At 59.2% G+C, this 20,141-nt stretch carries 19 protein-coding genes and 2 pseudogenes; 13 read left to right on the top strand and 8 right to left on the bottom strand.

Translation table 11 applies throughout. The features are described from left to right. The first annotated feature begins 86 nt into the window (after positions 1-86). Both AB3X86_RS23015 and AB3X86_RS23020 read left to right on the top strand, forming a co-directional pair. Positions 87-467, top strand: coding sequence for a helix-turn-helix transcriptional regulator (locus tag AB3X86_RS23015; protein ID WP_018435697.1), 381 nt, complete (start codon positions 87-89; stop codon positions 465-467). A 498-nt stretch (positions 468-965) separates the two neighbouring features. Beyond that, positions 966-1,586, top strand: a complete 621-nt coding sequence (locus AB3X86_RS23020; RefSeq protein ID WP_368597792.1) for a glycine zipper 2TM domain-containing protein — start codon at positions 966-968, stop codon at positions 1,584-1,586. A 126-nt stretch (positions 1,587-1,712) separates the two neighbouring features. Here the strand turns inward: AB3X86_RS23020 and AB3X86_RS23025 are convergent, their stop codons facing one another. Further along, positions 1,713-2,534, bottom strand: a complete 822-nt coding sequence (locus AB3X86_RS23025; RefSeq protein WP_368597793.1) for a LysR substrate-binding domain-containing protein — start codon at positions 2,532-2,534, stop codon at positions 1,713-1,715. Here AB3X86_RS23025 and AB3X86_RS23030 point away from each other — a divergent pair. From AB3X86_RS23030 to AB3X86_RS23045, 4 genes are all read left to right on the top strand, one after another. Beyond that, on the top strand, positions 2,500-2,706 hold the full coding sequence (locus AB3X86_RS23030; RefSeq protein WP_368597794.1) for a hypothetical protein: 207 nt from the start codon (positions 2,500-2,502) through the stop codon (positions 2,704-2,706). The genes AB3X86_RS23025 and AB3X86_RS23030 overlap by 35 nt on opposite strands. Positions 2,707-2,723: 17 nt before the next feature. After that, positions 2,724-3,950, top strand: a complete 1,227-nt coding sequence (gene hcaD, locus AB3X86_RS23035) for a 3-phenylpropionate/cinnamic acid dioxygenase ferredoxin--NAD(+) reductase subunit (protein ID WP_368597795.1) — start codon at positions 2,724-2,726, stop codon at positions 3,948-3,950. A gap of 340 nt (positions 3,951-4,290) precedes the next feature. Continuing rightward, positions 4,291-4,566, top strand: coding sequence for a transposase (locus tag AB3X86_RS23040; RefSeq protein ID WP_176110770.1), 276 nt, complete (start codon positions 4,291-4,293; stop codon positions 4,564-4,566). 165 nt (positions 4,567-4,731) lie between these two features. Beyond that, the gene (locus tag AB3X86_RS23045) at positions 4,732-5,799 is read left to right on the top strand and encodes a purine nucleoside permease (protein ID WP_368597796.1); all 1,068 of its coding nucleotides are present in this window, start codon (positions 4,732-4,734) and stop codon (positions 5,797-5,799) included. A 470-nt stretch (positions 5,800-6,269) separates the two neighbouring features. Here the strand turns inward: AB3X86_RS23045 and AB3X86_RS23050 are convergent, their stop codons facing one another. Continuing rightward, positions 6,270-6,962: a Crp/Fnr family transcriptional regulator gene (locus AB3X86_RS23050; RefSeq protein WP_176366223.1), complete on the bottom strand. Its 693-nt coding sequence runs from the start codon at positions 6,960-6,962 to the stop codon at positions 6,270-6,272. Between the two features lie 203 nt (positions 6,963-7,165). Between AB3X86_RS23050 and AB3X86_RS23055 the strand changes: the two are divergent. Beyond that, positions 7,166-7,273 (top strand): annotated as a pseudogene (locus AB3X86_RS23055) (LysR family transcriptional regulator); the annotation flags it as partial. Between the two features lie 302 nt (positions 7,274-7,575). Here the strand turns inward: AB3X86_RS23055 and AB3X86_RS23060 are convergent. After that, the gene (locus AB3X86_RS23060) at positions 7,576-9,045 is read right to left on the bottom strand and encodes a PLP-dependent aminotransferase family protein (protein ID WP_368597797.1); all 1,470 of its coding nucleotides are present in this window, start codon (positions 9,043-9,045) and stop codon (positions 7,576-7,578) included. Between the two features lie 103 nt (positions 9,046-9,148). Here AB3X86_RS23060 and AB3X86_RS23065 point away from each other — a divergent pair, with 103 nt between their 5' ends. The 5 genes from AB3X86_RS23065 to AB3X86_RS23085 all read left to right on the top strand — a co-directional run bounded on the left by AB3X86_RS23065 (position 9,149) and on the right by AB3X86_RS23085 (position 14,549). Then, positions 9,149-11,203: a PepSY domain-containing protein gene (locus AB3X86_RS23065; protein WP_368597798.1), complete on the top strand. Its 2,055-nt coding sequence runs from the start codon at positions 9,149-9,151 to the stop codon at positions 11,201-11,203. A 43-nt stretch (positions 11,204-11,246) separates the two neighbouring features. Beyond that, on the top strand, positions 11,247-11,990 hold the full coding sequence (locus AB3X86_RS23070) for a DUF4198 domain-containing protein (RefSeq protein WP_368597799.1): 744 nt from the start codon (positions 11,247-11,249) through the stop codon (positions 11,988-11,990). After that, positions 11,987-12,154, top strand: a complete 168-nt coding sequence (locus tag AB3X86_RS23075) for a hypothetical protein (RefSeq protein ID WP_368597800.1) — start codon at positions 11,987-11,989, stop codon at positions 12,152-12,154. Before AB3X86_RS23070 ends, AB3X86_RS23075 begins: the two co-directional genes overlap by 4 nt. Before the next feature lie 210 nt (positions 12,155-12,364). Beyond that, complete coding sequence (locus AB3X86_RS23080) at positions 12,365-13,519, top strand: porin (protein ID WP_368597801.1); 1,155 nt, start codon at positions 12,365-12,367, stop codon at positions 13,517-13,519. A gap of 76 nt (positions 13,520-13,595) precedes the next feature. Next, entirely contained in the window at positions 13,596-14,549 is a 954-nt protein-coding gene (locus AB3X86_RS23085; protein WP_368597802.1) for an IS5 family transposase, read from the top strand. A gap of 223 nt (positions 14,550-14,772) precedes the next feature. On the opposite strand, the gene AB3X86_RS23090 is transcribed toward AB3X86_RS23085, so the two are convergent. The 5 genes and pseudogenes from AB3X86_RS23090 to AB3X86_RS23110 form a co-directional block, all read right to left on the bottom strand. Then, positions 14,773-16,020 carry a GNAT family N-acetyltransferase gene (locus tag AB3X86_RS23090; RefSeq protein WP_368597803.1) on the bottom strand — a complete coding sequence of 416 codons (1,248 nt, stop codon included), beginning with the start codon at positions 16,018-16,020 and terminating at the stop codon, positions 14,773-14,775. A 63-nt stretch (positions 16,021-16,083) separates the two neighbouring features. Continuing rightward, positions 16,084-16,479, bottom strand: coding sequence for an RcnB family protein (locus tag AB3X86_RS23095; RefSeq protein WP_368597804.1), 396 nt, complete (start codon positions 16,477-16,479; stop codon positions 16,084-16,086). Positions 16,480-16,634: 155 nt separating this feature from the next. Further along, a complete protein-coding gene (locus AB3X86_RS23100; RefSeq protein WP_368591899.1) occupies positions 16,635-16,976 on the bottom strand; it encodes a DUF4148 domain-containing protein in 342 nt (113 codons plus the stop codon). Between the two features lie 765 nt (positions 16,977-17,741). After that, positions 17,742-17,998 (bottom strand): annotated as a pseudogene (locus AB3X86_RS23105) (TRAP transporter substrate-binding protein); the annotation flags it as partial. A 300-nt stretch (positions 17,999-18,298) separates the two neighbouring features. After that, entirely contained in the window at positions 18,299-19,204 is a 906-nt protein-coding gene (locus AB3X86_RS23110) for an AraC family transcriptional regulator (protein WP_368597805.1), read from the bottom strand. Positions 19,205-19,345: 141 nt separating this feature from the next. Between AB3X86_RS23110 and AB3X86_RS23115 the strand changes: the two genes are divergently transcribed. After that, positions 19,346-20,125 carry an SDR family NAD(P)-dependent oxidoreductase gene (locus tag AB3X86_RS23115; protein ID WP_368597806.1) on the top strand — a complete coding sequence of 260 codons (780 nt, stop codon included), beginning with the start codon at positions 19,346-19,348 and terminating at the stop codon, positions 20,123-20,125. Positions 20,126-20,141: the final 16 nt, after the last annotated feature.

A 20,141-nucleotide genomic window follows, 5' to 3' on the forward strand; every position in this document is an offset into this window, starting at 1 on the left:
TCGCGCTACGCGATGACGGCATCGGCCTTGCCGAATCGGTGTCGTCCGAGCGGCGCGCATGATTTTGTGGCCCGAAGGGATACGACATGACTGGAATCTTCGACTACACCGCCAGCGGCACGACCGTGGTGATGTCGCGTGCGATCAGGCGGGCCGTGGCCTTTATCGACAGCTCGTTCGCGCAGCCGGTCAGTCTTGCGACGCTCGCGGCGACGGCGGGCTTGAGTGTGTCGCGTTTTGCGACGCTGTTCCGCAAAGAAGTTGGAATCTCGCCGCATCGTTATGTGTGTTTGGTGCGGATCCAACACGCCAAGCGGCTATTGCGCGACGGCGTCCCGCCGTCTGAGGTCGCGACCGAGGTCGGGTTTTTCGATCAGAGTCACCTTGGTCGACATTTCCGGCGCGCGGTCGGTGTGACGCCCGGGCATTTCGTCGCTTCGCCGGAGGCGGTCAGCGCGTGCCGATAAAGCGATCGCGCAACGGCAATGCTGTCGATCAATGGAACCGCGGGCGGTCTCGAACGCGCGCAACCTACGACGTCTCAAGGCAGAGCCGACGCAGATAGACCGGTTGAGCATCGGCGTCTCAGGGGCGCGAGAAATCTGCCGGCTTCAGGGCATCGTGATAACGGAAGGCTCGATGCGCGCTTCGGCAAGGCGCTGTGTAGCGAATGCTAACGTGCAGCGCACTCCTGATGCCTAGTGCGGCACCAGCAGACGTCCCGTCAGGCTCGGGGGATAGCGGGAGTCGTCGATCACATCACAAGCGCATTCCAACAACCGCCAGAGTGTTCGCAATGCGGTTGCGGATATGCCGGCGCCCCGTCGCCATTCACCCGGCAACGGACTTTACACGTTGTTACCGTCGCGCAGCGGACGTTTGGGCGGGCTTTCCTTATACTGCCGCGCAACCGCCTTCCTCTTTATTCTCGCCGTGCCCGGCGCGGCAGAAATGCCAACCATACCTTGATGCCCATGCTCTCTACCAAGTTCGCCCTGAACTCTGCGCTTGTCGTTGCAGCAAGTCTTGCGTTGTCGGCCTGCGTTGCCCCGGGCTACGCGCCGTACGGCTCGCAGCAAGGCTACCAGGGCCAGTATGCAGCGCCCGCGTATAGCCAGCCCGTCTACGCGCAACCGGGCACCGTGCAGCAACCCGCCTACGCGCCGCAGCCTGCGCCGCAACAGCCGTATGACATACAAAACGGCGGCCAGTACGGGTCGCAGTACAACCCGCAATACGGCAATCAATATGGCACGCAGTACGGCACGATCTCAAGCATCCGGCCCTTGAGTAGCGCCACGGGTACTTCGGGTATCGCGGGAACCGTCGTCGGCGCGCTGGTTGGCGGCGTTCTTGGTAATCAGATCGGGGGCGGGCACGGTCGCGACGCAGCGACCGTCATCGGCGCGCTCGGTGGAGCCTACGCGGGCAACCAGATCGGCCAGCAGATGGGTCGGCCCGCCGGCTACCAGATCGACGTGCAGCTGAGCGACGGCTCAACGCGCGCGTTCGACGTGCCGACGCCCGGCGACCTGCGTCCGGGCGAGCGCGTGCAGGTCAACGGCAGCCAACTCTCCCGTTACTGATTACGGGGACTGTCGGCTGGCGTCACGATCCGCGGAGCGGACAGGCGAGAGACCACGCCAACGCGGGCGCTCTACGCCAGAGCTGGCCATCTTGTTGCGACTAAACCCGCTTTGCTGTTGCGCCGCTTAGCTGGCGTTGCGGGATTCCCCCGGATTACTGTCCGAGCGGTGCGCCACCAGCTCCAGCAGTGCGTCAAGCTGAGGCGAGCGGTTGCCGGCGCGCCATGCCATCAACAGTTCGATCTCGGGCACCGGTCCCACCAGCGGCCTCGTGCAGATCGCTGGATTCGTCAGCGATGCGGTATAGGCGGGCAGCAGTCCGTAACCGAGTCCCATGCCGATCAGGTTCAGCTTGAGCAGGATATTGGTCGCCACCTGAATGACCTTGGGTTGCAGCCTATGTTGTTTGAAGTAGCCGTCCACGACGTCATACGCATCGCCCGAATAAAGCGGATGCGTGCTGATGAACGCTTCGCCGTCCAGCTGCGCCGGCTTGATCCGCTTGTATCGCGCGAGCGGATGAGCGACCGGCAGTACCACCAGAATAGGTTCTCGGAGCACGACTTCAGAGAGGATCTCGGGCGAGCGGATCGGCTTGCGCATGAAGGCGACGTCGATTTCGTTGTCGAGCAGCATCTGCTCCTGCTCGGACGTCGGAATGCTGCGCAGATCGACGTTCAGTTCGGGAAAGCGTAGCCGCAGCCGCGGCAGTATGCCCGGGAAAATCCGCACTTCGGCGGCCGGCACGAAGCCGATGGTGACAGTCGAGCTGCTTTTGCGCCCTATGTGACGCGCCCGCGTCACTGCGCGTTCGGCCTGCGCACCGAAGGTGCGCGTCAACGGCGTCGGCCCGTGCGGGATGGCGAGCGATTTGCGCGGTCCGACCGCACTCGGCCAGGAGGACAAACGCATCATGGATTCGCGCTCTCCCGAGGCGATCGCCAGCATCCTGCCGCTGCAGTTCTTCCCCGAGCCCGCCGATTTCACCGGCCCTTACGTGATGCTGGCTTCGCGCGCGAACAACCGCGTACTGAGCGGCGTGATGATTAATGCTGATGCCGGTCTCGGCATTCGCGGCATTCGCGGCATTCGTCACGTCGCGGGTGGTCTTCATCTTTGATTCGCGAGAAGGGATTCATGAATCGTCCCGTTTATGTGATCGTCGGCGCAGGGCAGGCTGGCGCGAATGCAGCCGTCGAACTGCGCCGGCAAGGTTTCGAGGGGCGTGTCTTGCTGGTGGGTGACGAAGCGCATCCGCCTTACGAGCGTCCGCCGCTTTCGAAGGATGTGCTGTTGCGTCCCGAGCAAACGCGCTGTGCCGTGCATGCGGATGATTTCTACGCCCAGCGCGATATCGAATTGCAGATCGGCGTGGCTGTCAGCACGCTCGATCGGCAAACGCGCAAGCTGACACTGGCGAACGGCACATCGATCGCATATGACAAGCTGCTGCTCGCGACCGGTGCGCAGGCGCGCCGGTTGCCGCTACTCGATGCTTTAGGCGAGAACGTGCATACGCTGCGCACACTCGACGATGCGCGCAAGCTCGCGAGCGAATTGCGCCCCGGCAAGCGCATTCTGCTGGTCGGCGCGGGCGTGATCGGGCTCGAACTCGCGTCGAGTGCGGCTGATCTCAGCGCGCAAGTCACCGTGATCGAAGCTGCGCCATTGGCCATGGGGAGATGCGCGCCTGTGCTGCTCAGTCAGTTCCTGTGCGATGTTCATCGCCGGCGAGGGGTGACGTTCCACTTTGGCGCGACGCTCGCGAACGCCACGCGCGAAAACCGCGAGATCGTTCTGAACCTTCAGGACGGCACGCGAATTGCCGGCGACGCGGTGATCTACGGTGTCGGCGCGCAACCCGACATTGCACTGGCGCGGTCCGCTGGGCTCGCGATCGATAACGGCATCGTGATCGATGCGGCGTGCCGTACTTCTGACGTGCATATCCACGCGGCGGGCGATGTCGCGAGCCGGCACGACGCGAGCAGCGGGACTTATCGACGCCACGAAACCTGGGACAACGCGCAAAAGCAGGGCATTGCGGCAGCGCGCGCCATGCTCGGCCTCGCGCCCGACGCGCAAACCGCGCCGTGGTTCTGGACCGATCAGTGCGGCCTGAACGTGCAGTTCGTCGGCGACATGTCCGCGGCGGACTGGATCGTGCGCGGGCAACTCAACGAGCCACCTTGCATGTTGTTCGGGCTTGATGAAGCGGGCGCGCTGGTTGGCGCGATCACCGTGAACTTCGGTCGTGAAATGCGCAGCGTGCGGCAGTTGGTGGAGCGTCGCGCGAAGCTGGCGCGCGAGGTACTGCTCGATCCAGGGCGGACGATGCGCGAGATCGCCAAAGAAGTTGTTTGAAGGGGATTTGTCGTCCGATGGGAATTGCTCGACGAAAATGCGGCCAACAGGCGCAAGCACGTCGTTTAACTCCGAAGGAAATCCTGACAAGCAGGCCAGCCATTTCCGACGGCATAATCGGCCAGCACCGATGGAAGTCGGATTTACGGTTGCCTACGATGTTTTCGACCGAGTTGCGGAGGCAATGGCGGAAACTCCGTGGTTGCATCCCGTTGGCATGACCCCGCCGTGGCAGAGGGACTGGTGCGTCGCACCCGATTCGGAAAAAGGAGGTCGATGATGCGATCAATATTTGACGGGACGGAGCGGGAGCCCGCAGCAAAGAAGACGATTGAATGATATGTCCGCATCCATACCACTGAGCGACGCGGACTGGGCCCGTATCGCCAGTCTTTTCCGGTTCGACGAAGCAAGGCGGTATGGAAAGACACCCAGGCATCCGCGCGAAATATTGAACGCGATATTATGGGTCTCGACACACCAAAAGGCATGGACATATTTGCCGCCGGACATGCCACCTGCACGGACCTGCTACATAAAGTGCCTGCAATGGCGACGCGATGGGACCTTGAGACAGGTGGAAGCCCTCCTCGGACTGCGCATCGATTTCCGCTAACGCTTGCCAATTCATATCTTTCTCTGCTTATACTCATAGTCGCCTGAACGGCTCACGCCCAGGTCCCACGCTGCACGCCGACAAGAAACCACGACATCGGTCGACAATACGGCACGCGATCCACGTTTTGGAACCGCAGTTCTTACATATCGGGTGGGACCTCTTATGCGAAATCGTGCTTTTGGTGCTGCAATTTCATCGTTGCTGCTGGCAGGCGCAGCAGCTTCACCGGCCATCGCGCATACCGACGACGGCTTCGCGCAGGACGACGGCGCATCGCATGGCCGTCCGGTCAAGGTGATGATCATTTCGATGTTCGGTCCGGAAGGCCAGGTGTGGCTCGATCATCTCGGACCGTGGCAGGACATCCCCGTCGCGGGACTGTCTCCTGACTATCCCGCAGTGCACTGCAATCGCCAGGAGGTGTGCGTGATGACGACGGGCATGGGGCACGCGAATGCCGCCGCGTCGATCATGGCGCTGACGTTCTCGCCGCGTTTCGACTTGCGTCATACGTACTTCATGGTGGCAGGCATCGCGGGTATCGATCCGCTGCAGGGGACCGTCGGTTCCGCTGCGTGGGCCAACTGGCTCGTCGACTTCGGGATTCAATGGGAGATCGACGGGCGGGAAATTCCGCCGGGCTGGAACACCGGCTATCTCGGCATCAACACGACGGGCCCGACGCAGAAGCCGCCGCTCGACTATCGCAGCGAAGTGTTCCAGCTCAATCCGGCGCTTTCGAACGCGGCATTCGCGCTGTCGCGCAACGTGACGCTCACCGACGACGCACAGGCGCAGGCTGCCCGCGCCAAATACAACTATGCGCCTGCGAACCGTCCGCCCACAGTGATCCAATGCGACACGCTGGCGGGCGACACCTGGTGGTCGGGCACCGATCTCGGCGAGCGCGCGCGGCAATGGACGAAAATCCTGACCGACGGCAAGGGCACCTATTGCACGACGCAGCAGGAAGACAACGCCACTTTCGAGGCGTTGACGCGCGCGGCGACCTCGCATCGTGTTGACCTGGACCGTGTAGCGGTGCTGCGCGCCGGCTCGGACTTCGACCGGCCTTACGCGGGCCAGTCGAGCGCGGACAATCTGCTCAACTACGCGTCACAGGGCGGCTTCACGATCGCGATCAACAATCTGTTCCTGACGGGCAATTCGCTCGTGCAGGACATCGTCACGCATTGGGGCGAGTGGCGCGACGGCGTACCGCGGCGGTAGCGGGTTGGCGGCTTGGTGAAGCACAGCGCGGTCGGTCTGCACAGCGAATCTGTCTGTGGTTGTCGTGGGCGGCCGAGTAGAGAACGGTGGCCACGACAACGCAACGGGCGGTACGCTCGGCGCACCGCCGCCTGCAGTTTTAGTCAGTCATGCAACGCGCAGCGTCGTGTCGCGGGCGCGTTGTGCCTCTTCAAGCGGTCCGTCGACGGCAACGTCGCGGCGGATGTACTGGGTGCCGTCGTGGTCCGCATTGCGTCGGCCATCCCGGAACTCGCATATCAAGTGGACAGACGGATTCCGAGCTTTAATCACGTGGCGCTTAATTGCCGCTAATAAAATCCCGTCACCTGAAAACGTCGGGTGTCGTTTGAAGGCGGATTACAAGAACGAGTTAAGCGTCGCGGGAATCGCTCGAACCGCTGTTGCCAGACACTTTCGTATTGAAGATCTCTACACGCCACTGTGTCCGTTCAGATAACAGAGCGAGAAGCGATTGCTGATCCTTTGGCAATTGCGCGCAAGGCAGCGTAGTCCAGAATTGATATCTGATGACGGCCCCGTTTTGCGAGCACGCCGCGTCGCGTAAGTGACGCAAGAACTCGGGAGACTGTCTCGCGGCTCACATTTGCCATTGCTCCAAGCGACGCGTGACTCGGAAGTTCAATTGTCTGCTGCTCACTGCTAGCTGCGCCGATGAGTGTCGAAACAATCCAGGCGGACACCCTCGCGGTAGCGCCCAGAACACCTTGGTCCGTTTGGCGCTTCGCCAGGTCCCGAACCAATTGAGCCAGACATCCATTCAATGCGCTCGCAACCCCTGGCTCGCGAAAAATCCGACGCGCGTCGGAACGACTGATCAGAGCGACGCTGCTGTCACGGGTGGCGACAATATTGCCAGGCAACGGCATGTCATTGATGGCCGACACAGCGCCGACCATTTCGCCGGCACTGGCCGTACCAATGGGGATCTCATGTCCGTCTTCCGATAATGCACTCACTCGCAGGTGGCCGGCTAACAGCATAACTAAAGGCGAATCAGTATCGCCCTGAAAACATACATAATCATCTGCTTTGAATTCGCTAATGCGCGCCACCTGCCTTGCAAGGCTGAGTACCTGCTCATCAGATGTTTTGAATAGCGTTTGTTCCCTGAGTCTTTCCATCGTTGCCTTGCAGTACCAGTAAATCTCTAGCAGAAAGAGGCATTTTAGGTGCGACTTTTAAGCATTGTTAAATCCTTTTTTCGATTGGACGAAATTGAATGAAAAGTTTCGATGAAAAACTGGTGCGCAAACGTTGTACTCGAACTCTCAGAAAAAATGCCGTCGTTTTTGTGCAACAAACTTTGCTTCCACGGGCGGACACTGGCAGGGCATTTCTGGACCATACCCGCCTCGCCCTTGCACAAGTCGATGCGGCGTGCGAGGCAGCGCGGCGGGCGGCGCGACCGTCCAAGCCGACGTTTGCTGTTGGCTGCGCGCAGAACGGATGGTCATGCAGACGGTTTGATCATCCCTGCGCTGAGATGATCGGACATTTGTTGCGAGCCCCTTGATGACCATCGCAAGCTGCACGTCTTCAAGATCAAGGGCCGGTGCTTTGTTCGATTCAACGTCTGCGCCGGTTCCTCGCGCACCTTTCCGCTTCGCGGCCGACTTATGCGAACCCGCACCCCGCGTGCGACGTCAATCGACGCTGACGGTCCACCCGGACGGCTAGTGAAAATCTTCCCTCGCGAGCAGCGGTACGACCCTGGCGAAAAGTGCGTGAGGGGCATTACCGCGAATCCGGCACGGATATTACGCTCTCGACGATGCCGGCGAAGGTCTGGACAGCGGGACGGATGGCTTCGATCTCGAGCGCACCGAATCCCAGCAGAAAGCCGTCGCGAAATCCCGGATCTCCTTGATTGAACGTGTGCAGCCTGCGAAGGTAAATTCCCTGTTCAAGCGATCGCGATACAGTCGTATCGAAGTCAAGCAGATCACGGATTCTGATTGTCATATGCAGACCCGCCGCGTTCCGTGATGTTTCAAGTGCATCGCCAAAGCACTGGTCCAGACATCGGAGCAATTCCGATTGTCTTGCCCCGTAGATATCGCGCATCCGCCGGATGTGCTTCGAGAAATGCCCGTCCGCAATAAAGTCTGCCATTGCTGCCTGCAAGGAAAGGTGCCCTGGTCTGTATAAGCGCAACGAAGCGGCTGCGAAGGAATCGACCAGGTCGGGCGGAACAACTATATAGCTGAGCCTCATGCCGGGATACATGACCTTGCTTAACGTTCCCATCAGAATGACACGGCCGTTTTCATCGACGCCCTGAAGAGACGGAAGCGGACGCTGGTCATATCGGAACTCACTGTCATAGTCGTCTTCCAGAACGAATGCATCCCACTGCTCAGCGGCCGCACGCAGACCGGCACGCCGTTCGTCCGACAACGTCACCCCCATCGGAAACTGATGCGATGGGGTCGTCACTATGAGGCGAGCCCGGCGCGAACAGCGTTCGAGCTTCATACCGTTATTGTCGACAGCAATAGCCTCCACTTCCAGCCCGTTGGCGCGCAACAGGATTGGCGTTGCCCAGTGGCAAGGGTTTTCAATGTAGGCCAGTTCGCCCACGTCGGCCAGAATTCGTGAGCAAAGGTCAATCGACTGGTTGCTCCCCATCGTCACGATGATTTGTTCCGGGGAGGCCCGAACCGCGCGCGATACGCGCAAATATTCCGATAGCGCGCGGCGCAACGGCAGATATCCGCCCGGATTGGAGTAGCCCATGAGTTCCGCATGCTGCTCGCCGAGATAGCGATTCTGGATACGCCTCCATATCTGATACGGAAAACAATCCGTGTCGCAAACCCCCGGAACGAACGCCCCCTTGCGTTCCTGGATGCCCGCAGGAGCGCTTATCAGTCGCTGCCCGCGCTCGGACAGGGTTCGTGCGGTCGATTCCCTAGGCGCTGACTTCATTGATTGCGGCAGCTTGTCGGAGACACGCGTACCACTCGTGGAATCGGTATGGAGATAGCCATCGGCCGACAGCCTGTCATAAGCCGTTACAACGGTTATCCGGGAGACTTTTAGTGCAGCCGCGAGCGTTCGGGAAGACGGCAAACGTGTGGAAGCCTTCAGAGTGCCGTCCGATACTGCGTCCCGGATCCCGTTCGCAATCTGGATCTGTAGTGGTACGGACCCATCCCGGCGGAGGTGGCCGATCAGGAGGTCAGCAAGCAACGAGTCAGCCATTGGACCTATCCAGCTTTTTGAATTGGACTCATAGGTTCGCAGTGGGTACGCGTACTGTCAAGGCTCGTCATCGACCAGGGCCTTTTCAGTTATTGGGGATCCTATGCATGTATCTCTACGTGAGCGTATTCGTCAGTTACATCGCGTGATAGGCCTGAGCATCGGTCTGTTCGTCGTCATGGTGGCGATTACTGGCGCGGGCATGCTGTTTCGGGAGCCACTCGAACCCGTCATCTACCACGGTCTGCTCAAGGTCGAATCGTGCAAAGAGCGCCTACCGCTCGATACGTTGATTGGCAATGCCAGCGCTTCCAATCCAGCCGCAGGCCGGCCAAAGCAGGTGCGCATATACGCCGACGTGGATTCCAGCACACGTGTTCTCCTCAGCGACGACCGGTGGTACTACGTCAATCCATGCACTGGCGAAGTGCTTGGCAGCGAGCATCGTTACGGCGGCCTGTTCGGTACGATGGCCAGCCTGCACAGTTTTCAGTTTCTGAAGAATGGAAGCGTCGTCGCTGGAACGCTTGCGCTGACATTCGCGATTGTGCTGGTCGGTGGCGGCCTGGCTGTGTGGATTGCAGAGGCGTTGCGCAAACGCAGGCGAGTCGTCACGATCAAGCCCAACCTCACCGGTCGCACGCGCTGGCTCAGTCTGCACAAAACCCTTGGCGCGTATGTCAGCCTCATCGTACTTGCGTGCGCGCTCACCGGCGCGCTGCAATCGTTTCAATTCTTGAGAGATGCGCTCTACACACTGACGGCATCGAAGCCCCCCGCACCTTCCCCAAGACCGGTCGCGCAGGCCGCGACGCAACGCCTGCCAGTCGAGGCCCTCTGGAAACGCGCAGAGGCACTGGTGCCGCAACCAGAATATGCCCGCATTCGCTACCCTGGCAAGCCGGGCGATGCTTTCAACTTCGATCTTGTCGCACGCGACGCGCCGCATATAAATGCGTTCTCCTACGTTAGTGTCGATTCGAACACAGGCAAAGTGTTGCGCTTTACTTCATATGCGGAGAACAGCCTGGGTCATCGAATTTACCTGACGGCGCTTGCGCTGCATTACGGTTGGCTGAGCGGCGGATTTCTGCAAGTGCTGCAACTGATTGGCGTGCTATCTGTACCGGTATTGGCTTACGCCGGCATCGGCAGTTATCTGCGCGGCAGACGGCCTCGGCCGGCTCCCGTGTGGCCCCGGGCGACTCTCGCGTTGAAAGTAGCCAGAAAAACGGCGGAAGCGGAGAACATCCAATCTTTTGAACTTGTCGACCCTGCTGGAAAAGCGCTGCCGCCGTTTGCGGCCGGCTCCCACCTCGATGTTCACGTACCCGGCGGAAAGATTCGACAATACTCGCTGTGCAATCCTCCTGGGGAAAGACATCGCTATCTGATTGCCGTCATGCGGGCAGAACCAACGCGCGGTGGGTCAAGGGCCATGCATGAGCAGGTCAAGGAAGGCGACCTGATCGAAGTCAGCGCTCCTAAAAATCACTTCCCCCTCGTGGAATCCGCGAAGCATTCCCTGCTCATCGCGGGTGGTATCGGTATTACGCCGATTCTTTGCATGGTGGAACACCTGGCTGATCTCGGAGCCGATTTCGAAATGCATTACTTCGCGCGCTCGCCGGCGCGCGCGGCCTTTGTCGAGCGCATCAAGCGCTCGACATTCGCCGACCACGTTTTTTTCCACTTCACGGAAGAAGAGAAACAGCAACGGCTGGATCTGGCCGTGCTTCTCCAGACGCACGACGCCGGAATGCACCTGTACGTATGCGGCGGCGAGGCATTCATGAATGCCGTCATCGACACCGCATTGCAGAAAGGCTGGCGCAAAGACCGCGTGCACAGGGAATATTTCAGCGTTGAGAAGAAGGAATCCGACAGCAATGTCGAATTCGACGTCACGATCGCAAGCACAGGTAGGACTATTCGTATCCCGGCAGACAAGACGGTAATCACTGCTTTGGCCGATTGCGGAATCCATATTACGGCGTCCTGCGAGCAGGGCGTCTGCGGCACCTGTGTGACGCGCGTGCTGGAAGGCGAACCGCAGCATCGCGACGTATTTCTCTCCGACAACGAGAAGAATAGAAACGATCGATTCACTCCCTGCTGTTCGCGTGCCAATAGCCGGACGCTGGTACTCGATCTGTAGATGGAAAGAGCGGAACTGTTTCAACCACTGGAAGGAGACACAAATGGGGATCACCGGAAAACTCGCTGTCGTGGCAAGCCTGATTGCAGGCATGGGCATCGCCAGCCTGGCGCACTCGCATGGCATCTATTTCGCGCAGCGCTCGAACCAATTGGCGCTGATCTACGGCGAGGGCAGCGACGACCTGGATGTCATCAAGCGCCAGCACAAGGTGAAGAGCGTCACTGCCTACGACGAGCAGGGCAAGGAGGTCGCCACGCATCTCACGCCCAACGGACCGCTGCTCGTGGTGGATACCGACACGCAGCCGGCAATCGTTGCCGGGATGATGGACTACGGCCTGTGGAGCAAGACCGCGAACGGCGAGTGGCAAAACAAGGGCAAGGACGAGGTGCCCGGCGCCACGTTCAGCGAGCACACGTTCAAGTACGCGGTGCATCTGCGCCGGCCCCTGAATGGGGCGATGCCCGTACTGCCCGGGCAGAAGTTGCAGATCGTACCGGTTGACAAACAGATGCCGGATCAGTTGGGCCAGCCGCTCACGGTTCGGGTGCTCTACGACGGCAAGCCCGCGCCCGGCGTCGACGTGCAACCCGATTTCGTCAATGACCCTGATTCCAAACCAATGAAGACCGGTGCAGATGGCACCGTGACGATCAAGGTGCGCAACCAGGGCCTGAACGTGGTCGTAGCAACACTCGATACGCCGCCGTCGGAACCAGCGAAGGCGAACCAGGACGAGCACAAGGCCACACTGTCGTTCGTGCTGCCGCACCTGCCCGAGTGATCAACGGTTATCTGCTGGAGCTCCTGCCCAATGAAACGATTTTCCGGCCTGCTGCACTTGCTGCAGCCGCTTGCGGCGTGAAGCTTGTCGCGGACGACAAGGCGATCGCTCTCGCGACGATAGAAGACGAGTCGACGAACAGCGCGCGCTTTGTCATCAAGTAAGGAAGGCGTCCCTCGGCGCCGGCAACTCTGATTGCCGGCGTTTTCGTCGTTCCCCGAAGCGCTGCGCCGCAACCGGCTACATCCATCTCGACGCAGCGAAACGGGAGAAGTTTTATCCACCACATCGCATTCGCCGGGTAGTCGGGTGACGACGCTTGATGACTGTCGTTCGATTTATTTCATTTTCTTATTCAACCACAAGACCTTCTTATGAAAAAGTCTTTGATTGCCGCGGCGCTCGTAGCCTCGTTCACATGTACGGCACACGCTCAGAATAGTGTGACTCTCTACGGTGTGCTCGACGTCGGCATGAACTATGTGAACAACGTTGGTGGTCACAAGCAGTATTCGATGGTTGCCGGAAATCTGAGTGGCAACCGTTGGGGATTGCGAGGCGCTGAGGATCTCGGCGGCGGACTTCAAACACTTTTCGTGCTAGAAAACGGCTTCAGTGTTGCGAACGGGAAGCTCGGCCAAGGGGGCGACGAGTTCGGTCGTCAAGCCTATCTCGGCTTTTCATCATCGAACCTAGGTACCGTTACGTTCGGGCGTCAGTATGATTTGATTAACGATTTGACCTACATGTTCGTGGCGGCACAGATGTGGGGTGGATTCGCCAGCGCCCATCCTGGTGATTTGGATAACACAGATGGTAGCAACCACGTCAACAACGCGATCAAGTTTCGCAGTGTGTCGTACGCTGGATTGTCGTTCGCGGGCCTCTACAGCTTTGGCGGTGTCGCTGGAAAATTCAACCAGAATCAGATCTGGTCGGTCGGGGCGAACTACAAGTTGGGGCCACTCACGCTTGGCACCGCCTTCGTTGACGCGCGAGATCCTAACTTTGCTTATTTTGGCAATACCGCGGCCTCGAGCACGACGGGGTCCAACATGTCTGGAAGCCGCGTGTATTCGGGCTATGCGTCCGCAAAAAGCCAGCAGATTTTCGTCGCAGGCGCTTCTTATGTCGTTGGTGCCGCTACGTTCGGCGTTGTCTACAGCAATACGCAGTTCAAGGATATCGGGACGCTACCGGGTCTCCCGGCTACCGGCGCAGGCGGCGATGCCAAATTCCACGACGTTGAAGTCAATCTCGGCTATCAACTCACGCCAGCCCTCCACCTCGGCGTCGCCTATAACTACCTGAAAGGATATGGCGTGAACGGTGCAATTTACAATCAAGGCACGATCGGGGCTAACTACTTGCTATCCAAGCGGACTGACCTTTACACAGTCGCGGTTTACCAGCATGCGTCGGGCACCGATTCGACCGGTGGGAAGGCGGTCGCAAACCTCAACGGCCTAACCGCCTCCACAACTCAGAGCCAGGTACAAGTAGTTGTTGGCATCAGGCATCGCTTCTAGGGAAGGTCTGCAAAAGTTCTGACGTTGACGTCTCGGTGGACTATCCTGGGAGAAGGCAGGTTTAAGGGGTACCTCGATGACACAGCTTGGTCTTGGTCTGGATCTTTCAACGAAACGCACGCGCAAGCGGGAATTTCTCGATGAGATGAGTCGCGTTGTGCCATGGTCGAGGTTGATTGCGTTGATCGAACCGAACTATCCAAGGGGTAAGACTGGAAGGCCGCCGTTTCCTATTGCGACGATGCTGCAGATCCACTTCATGCAGCAGTGGTTTGGTCTGTCAGACCCGGCGATGGAAGAGGCGCTTTATGACGTGCCGCTGTATCGTGAATTTGCTGGGCTGGACGAGGGTATGACGCGTTTGCCGGACGAGAGCACGATTCTCCGGTTCCGTCACCTTCTCGAAACGCACGGCCTGGCTGCGCAGATGCTCACGCTGGTCAATGAGATCCTGAGCGAGAAAGGCTTGATGCTGAAGGTGGGGTCGGCGATCGACGCTACTTTGATTTCCGCACCCACTTCGACGAAGAACAGCTCTGGTACACGGGACCCGGAAATGCACCAGACGAAGAAGGGAAATCAATGGTACTTCGGGATGAAAGCGCACGTCGGCGTGGACGCAGAGTCGGGCCTGGTCCACACGGTCATCGGCACAGCCGCCAACGTTCATGACATCAATGCGGCCGAAGCGCTGTTGCACGGCCAGGAAATGGATGTGTACGCTGACGCCGGATATCAGGGTATCGAAAAGCGCTGCCAGGTAAACGCGGTACGCTGGCATGTCGCGATGCGACCAGGCAGGCGCAGACAACTGGACCTAACCGATCGGCTGGACGCGATATTCGATCAGATTGAACGCCTGAAGGCCGGCATCCGCGCCAAGGTTGAACATCCGTTCCGCGTCCTCAAACAGCAGTTTGGCTATACGAAGACCCGGTACCGAGGGTTGATGAAGAACACCGCCCAGATCACGACACTATTTGCTCTGGGCAACCTGTGGATGGCACGCAAGGCTTTGTGGAAAGCTTGAAACGCTCGCAGATTCAGGCCGCGAATCTCGGCAAACAGTGGTCGTCACGCTTCAAAAGCCAGACGACCAACCTACCAGCAGACTCTCATGGCTGATAAGACGCAAGTGGCAAACGGCCAACTCTCTGAAAAACGAGTTGTGCAGACCTTCCCTAGCAGAGCTTGAAGTAGGTTTCGGATTGACGAGATGGGCTGGCATCCAATGCAAAGTGAACTGACGACTATTAAACCCCTTCAGAGTGGTTCGTTGTTTTTTTGAAAGGAGAACATTCCGGCGCATCTTCGTGTTGGATCAATCGCAGCAAAGGGCCGATGGCCTGGTTTAGCAGAGGCTGGCGGTGGCGTACCCAAATCTGCATCGGCTCCGGCCGGCAGCCAATGCGCGCTTTAGGTGCGAGCGCTGTCCTGCCGAAAGAGACACGTCGGCAACGGAAATCAATTGCCTGCGTCAGTGACGCATGCAGCAGGCGCAGATATAGCGGCACACCATTGGCGGCTGTTTCGCGATCGAAGCCGATGTGCCAGACGACCGCGGTCTCAGCATCCTTGAGCGTAACGACGAAGCCGTAAATTTGGCTTCCCTTGACTGCGACGTGGAACGCGATGGATTCAGCGGCAGCTAGCGCTAACGCCGACCAGTATTCCTGTTCCAACATAAACGGGCGCAATTTGGCATTAGTGTGGGTCTGCAGATAGAGATCTTGCAAACGTGCAGAAAACGGCGTCACCTGGTCAAGACGCTCGATCCGGAATCCAGCCGCCTCGAATGGCTTGTAGATCTGGGACTTGACGGCATTGCGATACTTGGAAGCGAGACTCGCAAGATAGTCATCGTGGGTATGGACACCTTCAGGTAGCGTCAGCACCATGTTCGGCTCGGTTTCGACGGCGGAATAGCTGAGTTCCCCGAGGCAGGCACTGGGCATCTTGTCGGCCTCCAGAATGTCCTTGACCAAAATCACGTTGGTCTGGCCGTCCAGCTTTTCGCTTCGACGGGTACGATACAGTGCCTCCGCCACGGCGGGCCACAGTTCCGCAGGGGTGCTGCCGGGCGCGAAACAAACGCCGTGCTGCCCGTAGCTGAGCAGGTTGCCACAGATAAGCACGCGCTCTTTGAATGGAACCTTGAGTTTGTGGTTGCGTTGTTCGCCTAGGTGCTCGAGGCTCACCTGGACGATTTGCATGCAGACAGTGGCGCGCGGTCCGTCGTCATCCGAGATCAAGGCGTAGCGCGGCTCTAGATTGGCTGGACCTGCCGCTTCGATCATTTGCAGGTATTCCGGCGAAAAATAAAAGCTCTGCCCAGCAGTTACCGAACGCCAATCCTCCACATTGAGCTGGCGGAGGCGATGAGCAATGGCGATTTGAAACCCGCTAGCGCGACGCAGTTTCTTGCGTAGTTGCAGGCGGGTGTTCAGTCGTGGTGGAAGTAGTTTCATCGCGAACGGGCCGAGGACCAGCGGCAAACTCAAAACGACTGCACATCCTGCTTTCTTATCTTAGGCGAAGCCTCGTCGACATTGTTGCCGCCGGTGTTAGTGGCTGGAGAACAGGACGTCCGCAATGATGCCAGTCGTGATAGCCGCGAGCACGTAATCCCCGTTCACCCCGACCCAGTGATAACCGTGCGGCGGCGGTCGGAGGCCGTGGCCGCGCCAGTCGTCGACGACGTAGTTGTGATTGCGGTATTCGGGCGGAAGTCGATCGCCCTGACGCCAGTCGGCGTGCGGCATCGGGCCGCCCGGCCGCCCGCGATAGGCCTCCGGCATGGGGCCATGACTGTGAACGGGCGGCGGACGCATGTCGTGTTGTTTGGGACCGTGCGCCGACCAGTCACTGTGATGCTGATTGTCGTGAGGCTGGGCGAAAGCGGGGATCGACGCACCGAGTAGGGCTGCAATCATGAGTTGCGCGAGCAATTTTGATTTCATGGCTGCCTCGGGAGGAGAATTGATCGATATGAAACAGTGGCGTTTGACGGCGATGATGTTTCCCTAGCCGTTCAGCGGAGATGGTCAGTGCGCAGGCTCTCTGCGCACTTCCATGGAAAGACGGTCGGACGAAGAGCCGTCCGGCAGTCAGCAGGTTAGTGACCGAAGTAGACGGAACCCGGGCCGGTGCGGGCTGCTTCGCTCGTGTAGGCATGGCCGCCCGCTGCGGACGAACCGCTTATGACGCCACCCACTCCGGACGTGTCCCCGTGTTGCGCAGCAACCTTGGCTTCAGCAGCCTGGATATCCGCTGGATATTCGCGCGGGTTCGCACGGGCTGGGTTGTAGCCGGCAGCTTCTATTTCGACCAGTTGCTCACGGACTTCAGCGCGGGTTAGTGGATGGTTTGCTGCCGCGTTCGCTGCGGCGAAAACCGTAATCGGAGCAGCGAAGGCGATGGCAGCGACAAAGGCGGCGAGTTTAACGAGGGGCTTCATGGTTACTACCTCCTTGGTTGTTGGTTGGACGTTGCAAGCTTCTGCTTGTTTTCAACCGTCATGAGAAGTGTAAGGAAATAGTAAACAAGGGTAAACACCTACTTTGCAAGACACTATTGCATTCGGTGTAATAAACATAGGCTATTGCGGCACAACCGCAGATATATACGATAAATTAGATGGCAATCCACATGCGGGCAGGGACGAGGAGCGGCTGTCGTAGTTCGCGCTCGCGAAGCCACTAGCCTGCGCACGACCTTGGAACTGCGGATCAGTTCGTGGCGGCTTATGGATTCATAGTCTTCCAAACTGAGAGAACTATGAGGTGTCCCCGCCGTGATCCATTCAGTGTTCTTGCTCTTTGCCGGCGGTCTGAAATTCATCTTGCTTTCAGCCGTCCCGTATGCGCTTGCGACCGCGCTCTACGTCTGGGCTGACCGCGAGCAGGGCAAGCCAGTATTTATCACGTCGGACTGGATCATTCGTCGTTGTCGTGATCGGTGCGGTCATTGGCATCTATGGTCTCGCGACAGGAGGGATCATGATCTGGCGGTCCTGGGCGGATAAGGGCTCCGATATCTCCTTGCGCCGTTGCCGAACACGCAGTACAGGCGCGACTCGACTTGCTGGATGTCCGGCTGAGTCACATTGAGCCGTTGTACTAGCCAGCGGACATGACGAGACGATCCTCTCGAGCGCGACCTATAGCATTCATCGAGGCTTCGTCGGCAAGGTCAACGTATGGTGGAGCGAGTTGGCTGACGTCGGCGTCAGCGTGTCCCACACCTTCTTCGAGAACACCAGCACTTCGGGGGTCATCGTATGCTGGGTTGCCGAATGGACCGTGGCGACTTCGAAGTGCTCGCCTTCTTCATGAGTCGGGAAGTTGTTTTCTGCGCTCTTCGCGTACATCGAGCGCGCGCCTCTCTCGTAGACGTCAGCGCGATCATGCCCTTCGCGGTGAACGCGTCGAGGATCTTCTGGCCTTCCGGGCCGCACATGACCTTGCGGAAATGGTCGATGCCGAAGACTGCTGCACGCGCTGCAGAGTGTTCCAGCAGATCACGTAACGGCCGAGTTTGAGACGCCGTAGGCATCGACTTGCACGAGGCAATGAGTGGCCACCTGCAGCCGTTCACCATCGTTGCCACGCGGTGATGCGAGCGCCCGCTATGTGCAATACAGCGCACTCCCATGCAGGAACCGTGCTGGAGCCGTCCCCATTGAAATTGTCACTCTCTGACTGGCGCAGACAGATGCCGACGCGCTTACGTTGCAACGCGCGGGCTCACGAAGCGGGAGCCCCGGAACCCCGGAGTAACTCAAGCAGCCTCGCGCATCGTCTTCGCATTGGTTGAGTCCTCTTTGTCTCTTTTGGGTGGTGCGCCAAACATCCGCGCGTACTCCCGACTGAATTGCGAAGGGCTCTCATATCCCACCGCAAATGAGGCGGCTTGAACGCTCATCGACTGTGACAGCAGCAGCCTGCGGGCCTCCAGTAGGCGCAATTGCTTCTGATATTGAAGAGGGGAAAGTCCGGTCAGCGCCTTGAAGTGACGGTGGAACGCCGACGGACTTAGTTGGGCGATTTTAGCCAGATCTTCCACTCGCACTGGCTGCGAAAATCGAGTTCTGATATTTTCCATCGCGCGCAGAACACCGTGCGAGGCATTTCCGCTCGACGCCAGCTTTGCTATTTCGGGGCCTTTCGGACCTCTTAGCAACCAATAACAAATCTCCCGCATGAGCAGCGGGTAAAGAATTCCGACCGCGTCCGGGGTATCCAGCAAGCGTACAACCCGCAACGCGCAATCGGCCAGCGGGCCATTGAAGTCCGCAACGAACACGCCGCGGCTTGCGTCTCCTGCCGCCACAGGGGGCGACGACATCTCCCTTGCAACGGCGCGCATGATCATCAGGTCGAGTTCCAGAACAAGAACCAGGCAAGGATTGTCGGGACTCGCTTCGAACACGCGGCCCTGCGACGGAGTCTCAACGCCGACCACCAGCGCCTGTCCGGCCCGGTACTCCAGTTTCGCCCCACCGAAGCTGGCCCATTTGGCACCTTGTGCAACGATGCACAGTGCTGGGCGCGCCACGAGAAATGTCGGCAGTTTCGGGTGGTCGGAGCGCAGAATCAGAAGCCCGTCCACGGCCGTGCGGTATGGGCTTGTTCCTGTTTGCGTTTCGATATAACGAAGCAGTGCAACGGCCAGTTCATTCGACATAGCTGCCTTGCATGGAGAATGCGCGTGGATCAAGCTTAGTGAGCGCAGCAGGATCAGGCAAGATTTGGGTAGCTTCGGGTATTAACTGCTGGTGGCTCCGCCGGGAGAATTGAGGTTTTCAAACTTACCGCGAGGTGCCAAATGGCAACAAACAATGGTCGTCACCCGACTTCGAGAATCGCGGTCGTCACCGGAGGCAGTCGCGGGATAGGCCGCGACACAGTTCTGCGCCTCGCGACTCGTGGAGTCCGCTCGGTCTTCACCTACCACTCGAATCGCGTCGAGGCGGAAAAGGTCTGTGCGATGGTTGCCGAAACGGGCGGACAGGCGCTTGCCCTCCAGTTGAACGTGGGTGATGCAAGCGCATTTGATGATTTCGTCACACGTCTGCGAGAGGCACTCTGGCAGTTGGGCGCGCAACACTTCGATTACCTGGTGAACAATGCAGGGACGTCGTCAGCGGCGACGTTCGCAGCGGGCACCGAAGCGGAGCTTGACGCTCAGTTCGCGGTGCATTTCAAGGGGCCGTTCCTGTTGACGCAAAAGCTGTTGCCGCTCATCCACGACGGCGGACGTATTGTGAACATTTCCTCGGGGCTGGCACGTTTCGCGTTTCCGGGGCGGGCGATCTACGGGCCGATGAAGGCAGCCGTTGAAGCGCTGACGCGCTATATGGCCCTTGAGCTCGCGCCGCGCCGGATCGCGGTCAACGTCGTCGCGCCAGGCGCAATCGCGACGGACTTTAGTGGTGGCATCGTGCGAGACAATCCGCAGGTCAACAAGGCCGTCGCCGACCATACCGCTCTTGGCCGAGCCGGACTGCCGTCGGATGTGGGTCCAGTGATTGCCGGTCTTTTGTCGGATGACTTTGGTTGGGTAAACGCGCAGCGCATAGAAGTGGCGGGTGGCATTCAAATCTGACTCGCCGTTGCTAGCG

Origin of the sequence: Paraburkholderia sp. BR14374 (assembly GCF_040948685.1) — a bacterium.
GTDB lineage: Bacteria > Pseudomonadota > Gammaproteobacteria > Burkholderiales > Burkholderiaceae > Paraburkholderia > Paraburkholderia youngii.

Excerpts from the sequence above, each read along its gene's own strand:
- AB3X86_RS23015 (WP_018435697.1), top strand. The coding sequence starts at position 87 with ATGACTGGAATCTTCGACTACACCGCCAGCGGCACGACCGTGGTGATG.
- AB3X86_RS23030 (WP_368597794.1), top strand. The coding sequence starts at position 2,500 with ATGGATTCGCGCTCTCCCGAGGCGATCGCCAGCATCCTGCCGCTGCAG.
- AB3X86_RS23025 (WP_368597793.1), bottom strand. The coding sequence starts at position 2,534 with ATGCTGGCGATCGCCTCGGGAGAGCGCGAATCCATGATGCGTTTGTCC.
- hcaD (WP_368597795.1), top strand. The coding sequence starts at position 2,724 with ATGAATCGTCCCGTTTATGTGATCGTCGGCGCAGGGCAGGCTGGCGCG.
- AB3X86_RS23040 (WP_176110770.1), top strand. The coding sequence starts at position 4,291 with ATGTCCGCATCCATACCACTGAGCGACGCGGACTGGGCCCGTATCGCC.
- AB3X86_RS23045 (WP_368597796.1), top strand. The coding sequence starts at position 4,732 with ATGCGAAATCGTGCTTTTGGTGCTGCAATTTCATCGTTGCTGCTGGCA.
- AB3X86_RS23050 (WP_176366223.1), bottom strand. The coding sequence starts at position 6,962 with ATGGAAAGACTCAGGGAACAAACGCTATTCAAAACATCTGATGAGCAG.
- AB3X86_RS23060 (WP_368597797.1), bottom strand. The coding sequence starts at position 9,045 with ATGGCTGACTCGTTGCTTGCTGACCTCCTGATCGGCCACCTCCGCCGG.
- AB3X86_RS23065 (WP_368597798.1), top strand. The coding sequence starts at position 9,149 with ATGCATGTATCTCTACGTGAGCGTATTCGTCAGTTACATCGCGTGATA.
- AB3X86_RS23070 (WP_368597799.1), top strand. The coding sequence starts at position 11,247 with ATGGGGATCACCGGAAAACTCGCTGTCGTGGCAAGCCTGATTGCAGGC.
- AB3X86_RS23080 (WP_368597801.1), top strand. The coding sequence starts at position 12,365 with ATGAAAAAGTCTTTGATTGCCGCGGCGCTCGTAGCCTCGTTCACATGT.
- AB3X86_RS23085 (WP_368597802.1), top strand. The coding sequence starts at position 13,596 with ATGACACAGCTTGGTCTTGGTCTGGATCTTTCAACGAAACGCACGCGC.
- AB3X86_RS23095 (WP_368597804.1), bottom strand. The coding sequence starts at position 16,479 with ATGAAATCAAAATTGCTCGCGCAACTCATGATTGCAGCCCTACTCGGT.
- AB3X86_RS23100 (WP_368591899.1), bottom strand. The coding sequence starts at position 16,976 with ATGAAGCCCCTCGTTAAACTCGCCGCCTTTGTCGCTGCCATCGCCTTC.
- AB3X86_RS23110 (WP_368597805.1), bottom strand. The coding sequence starts at position 19,204 with ATGTCGAATGAACTGGCCGTTGCACTGCTTCGTTATATCGAAACGCAA.
- AB3X86_RS23115 (WP_368597806.1), top strand. The coding sequence starts at position 19,346 with ATGGCAACAAACAATGGTCGTCACCCGACTTCGAGAATCGCGGTCGTC.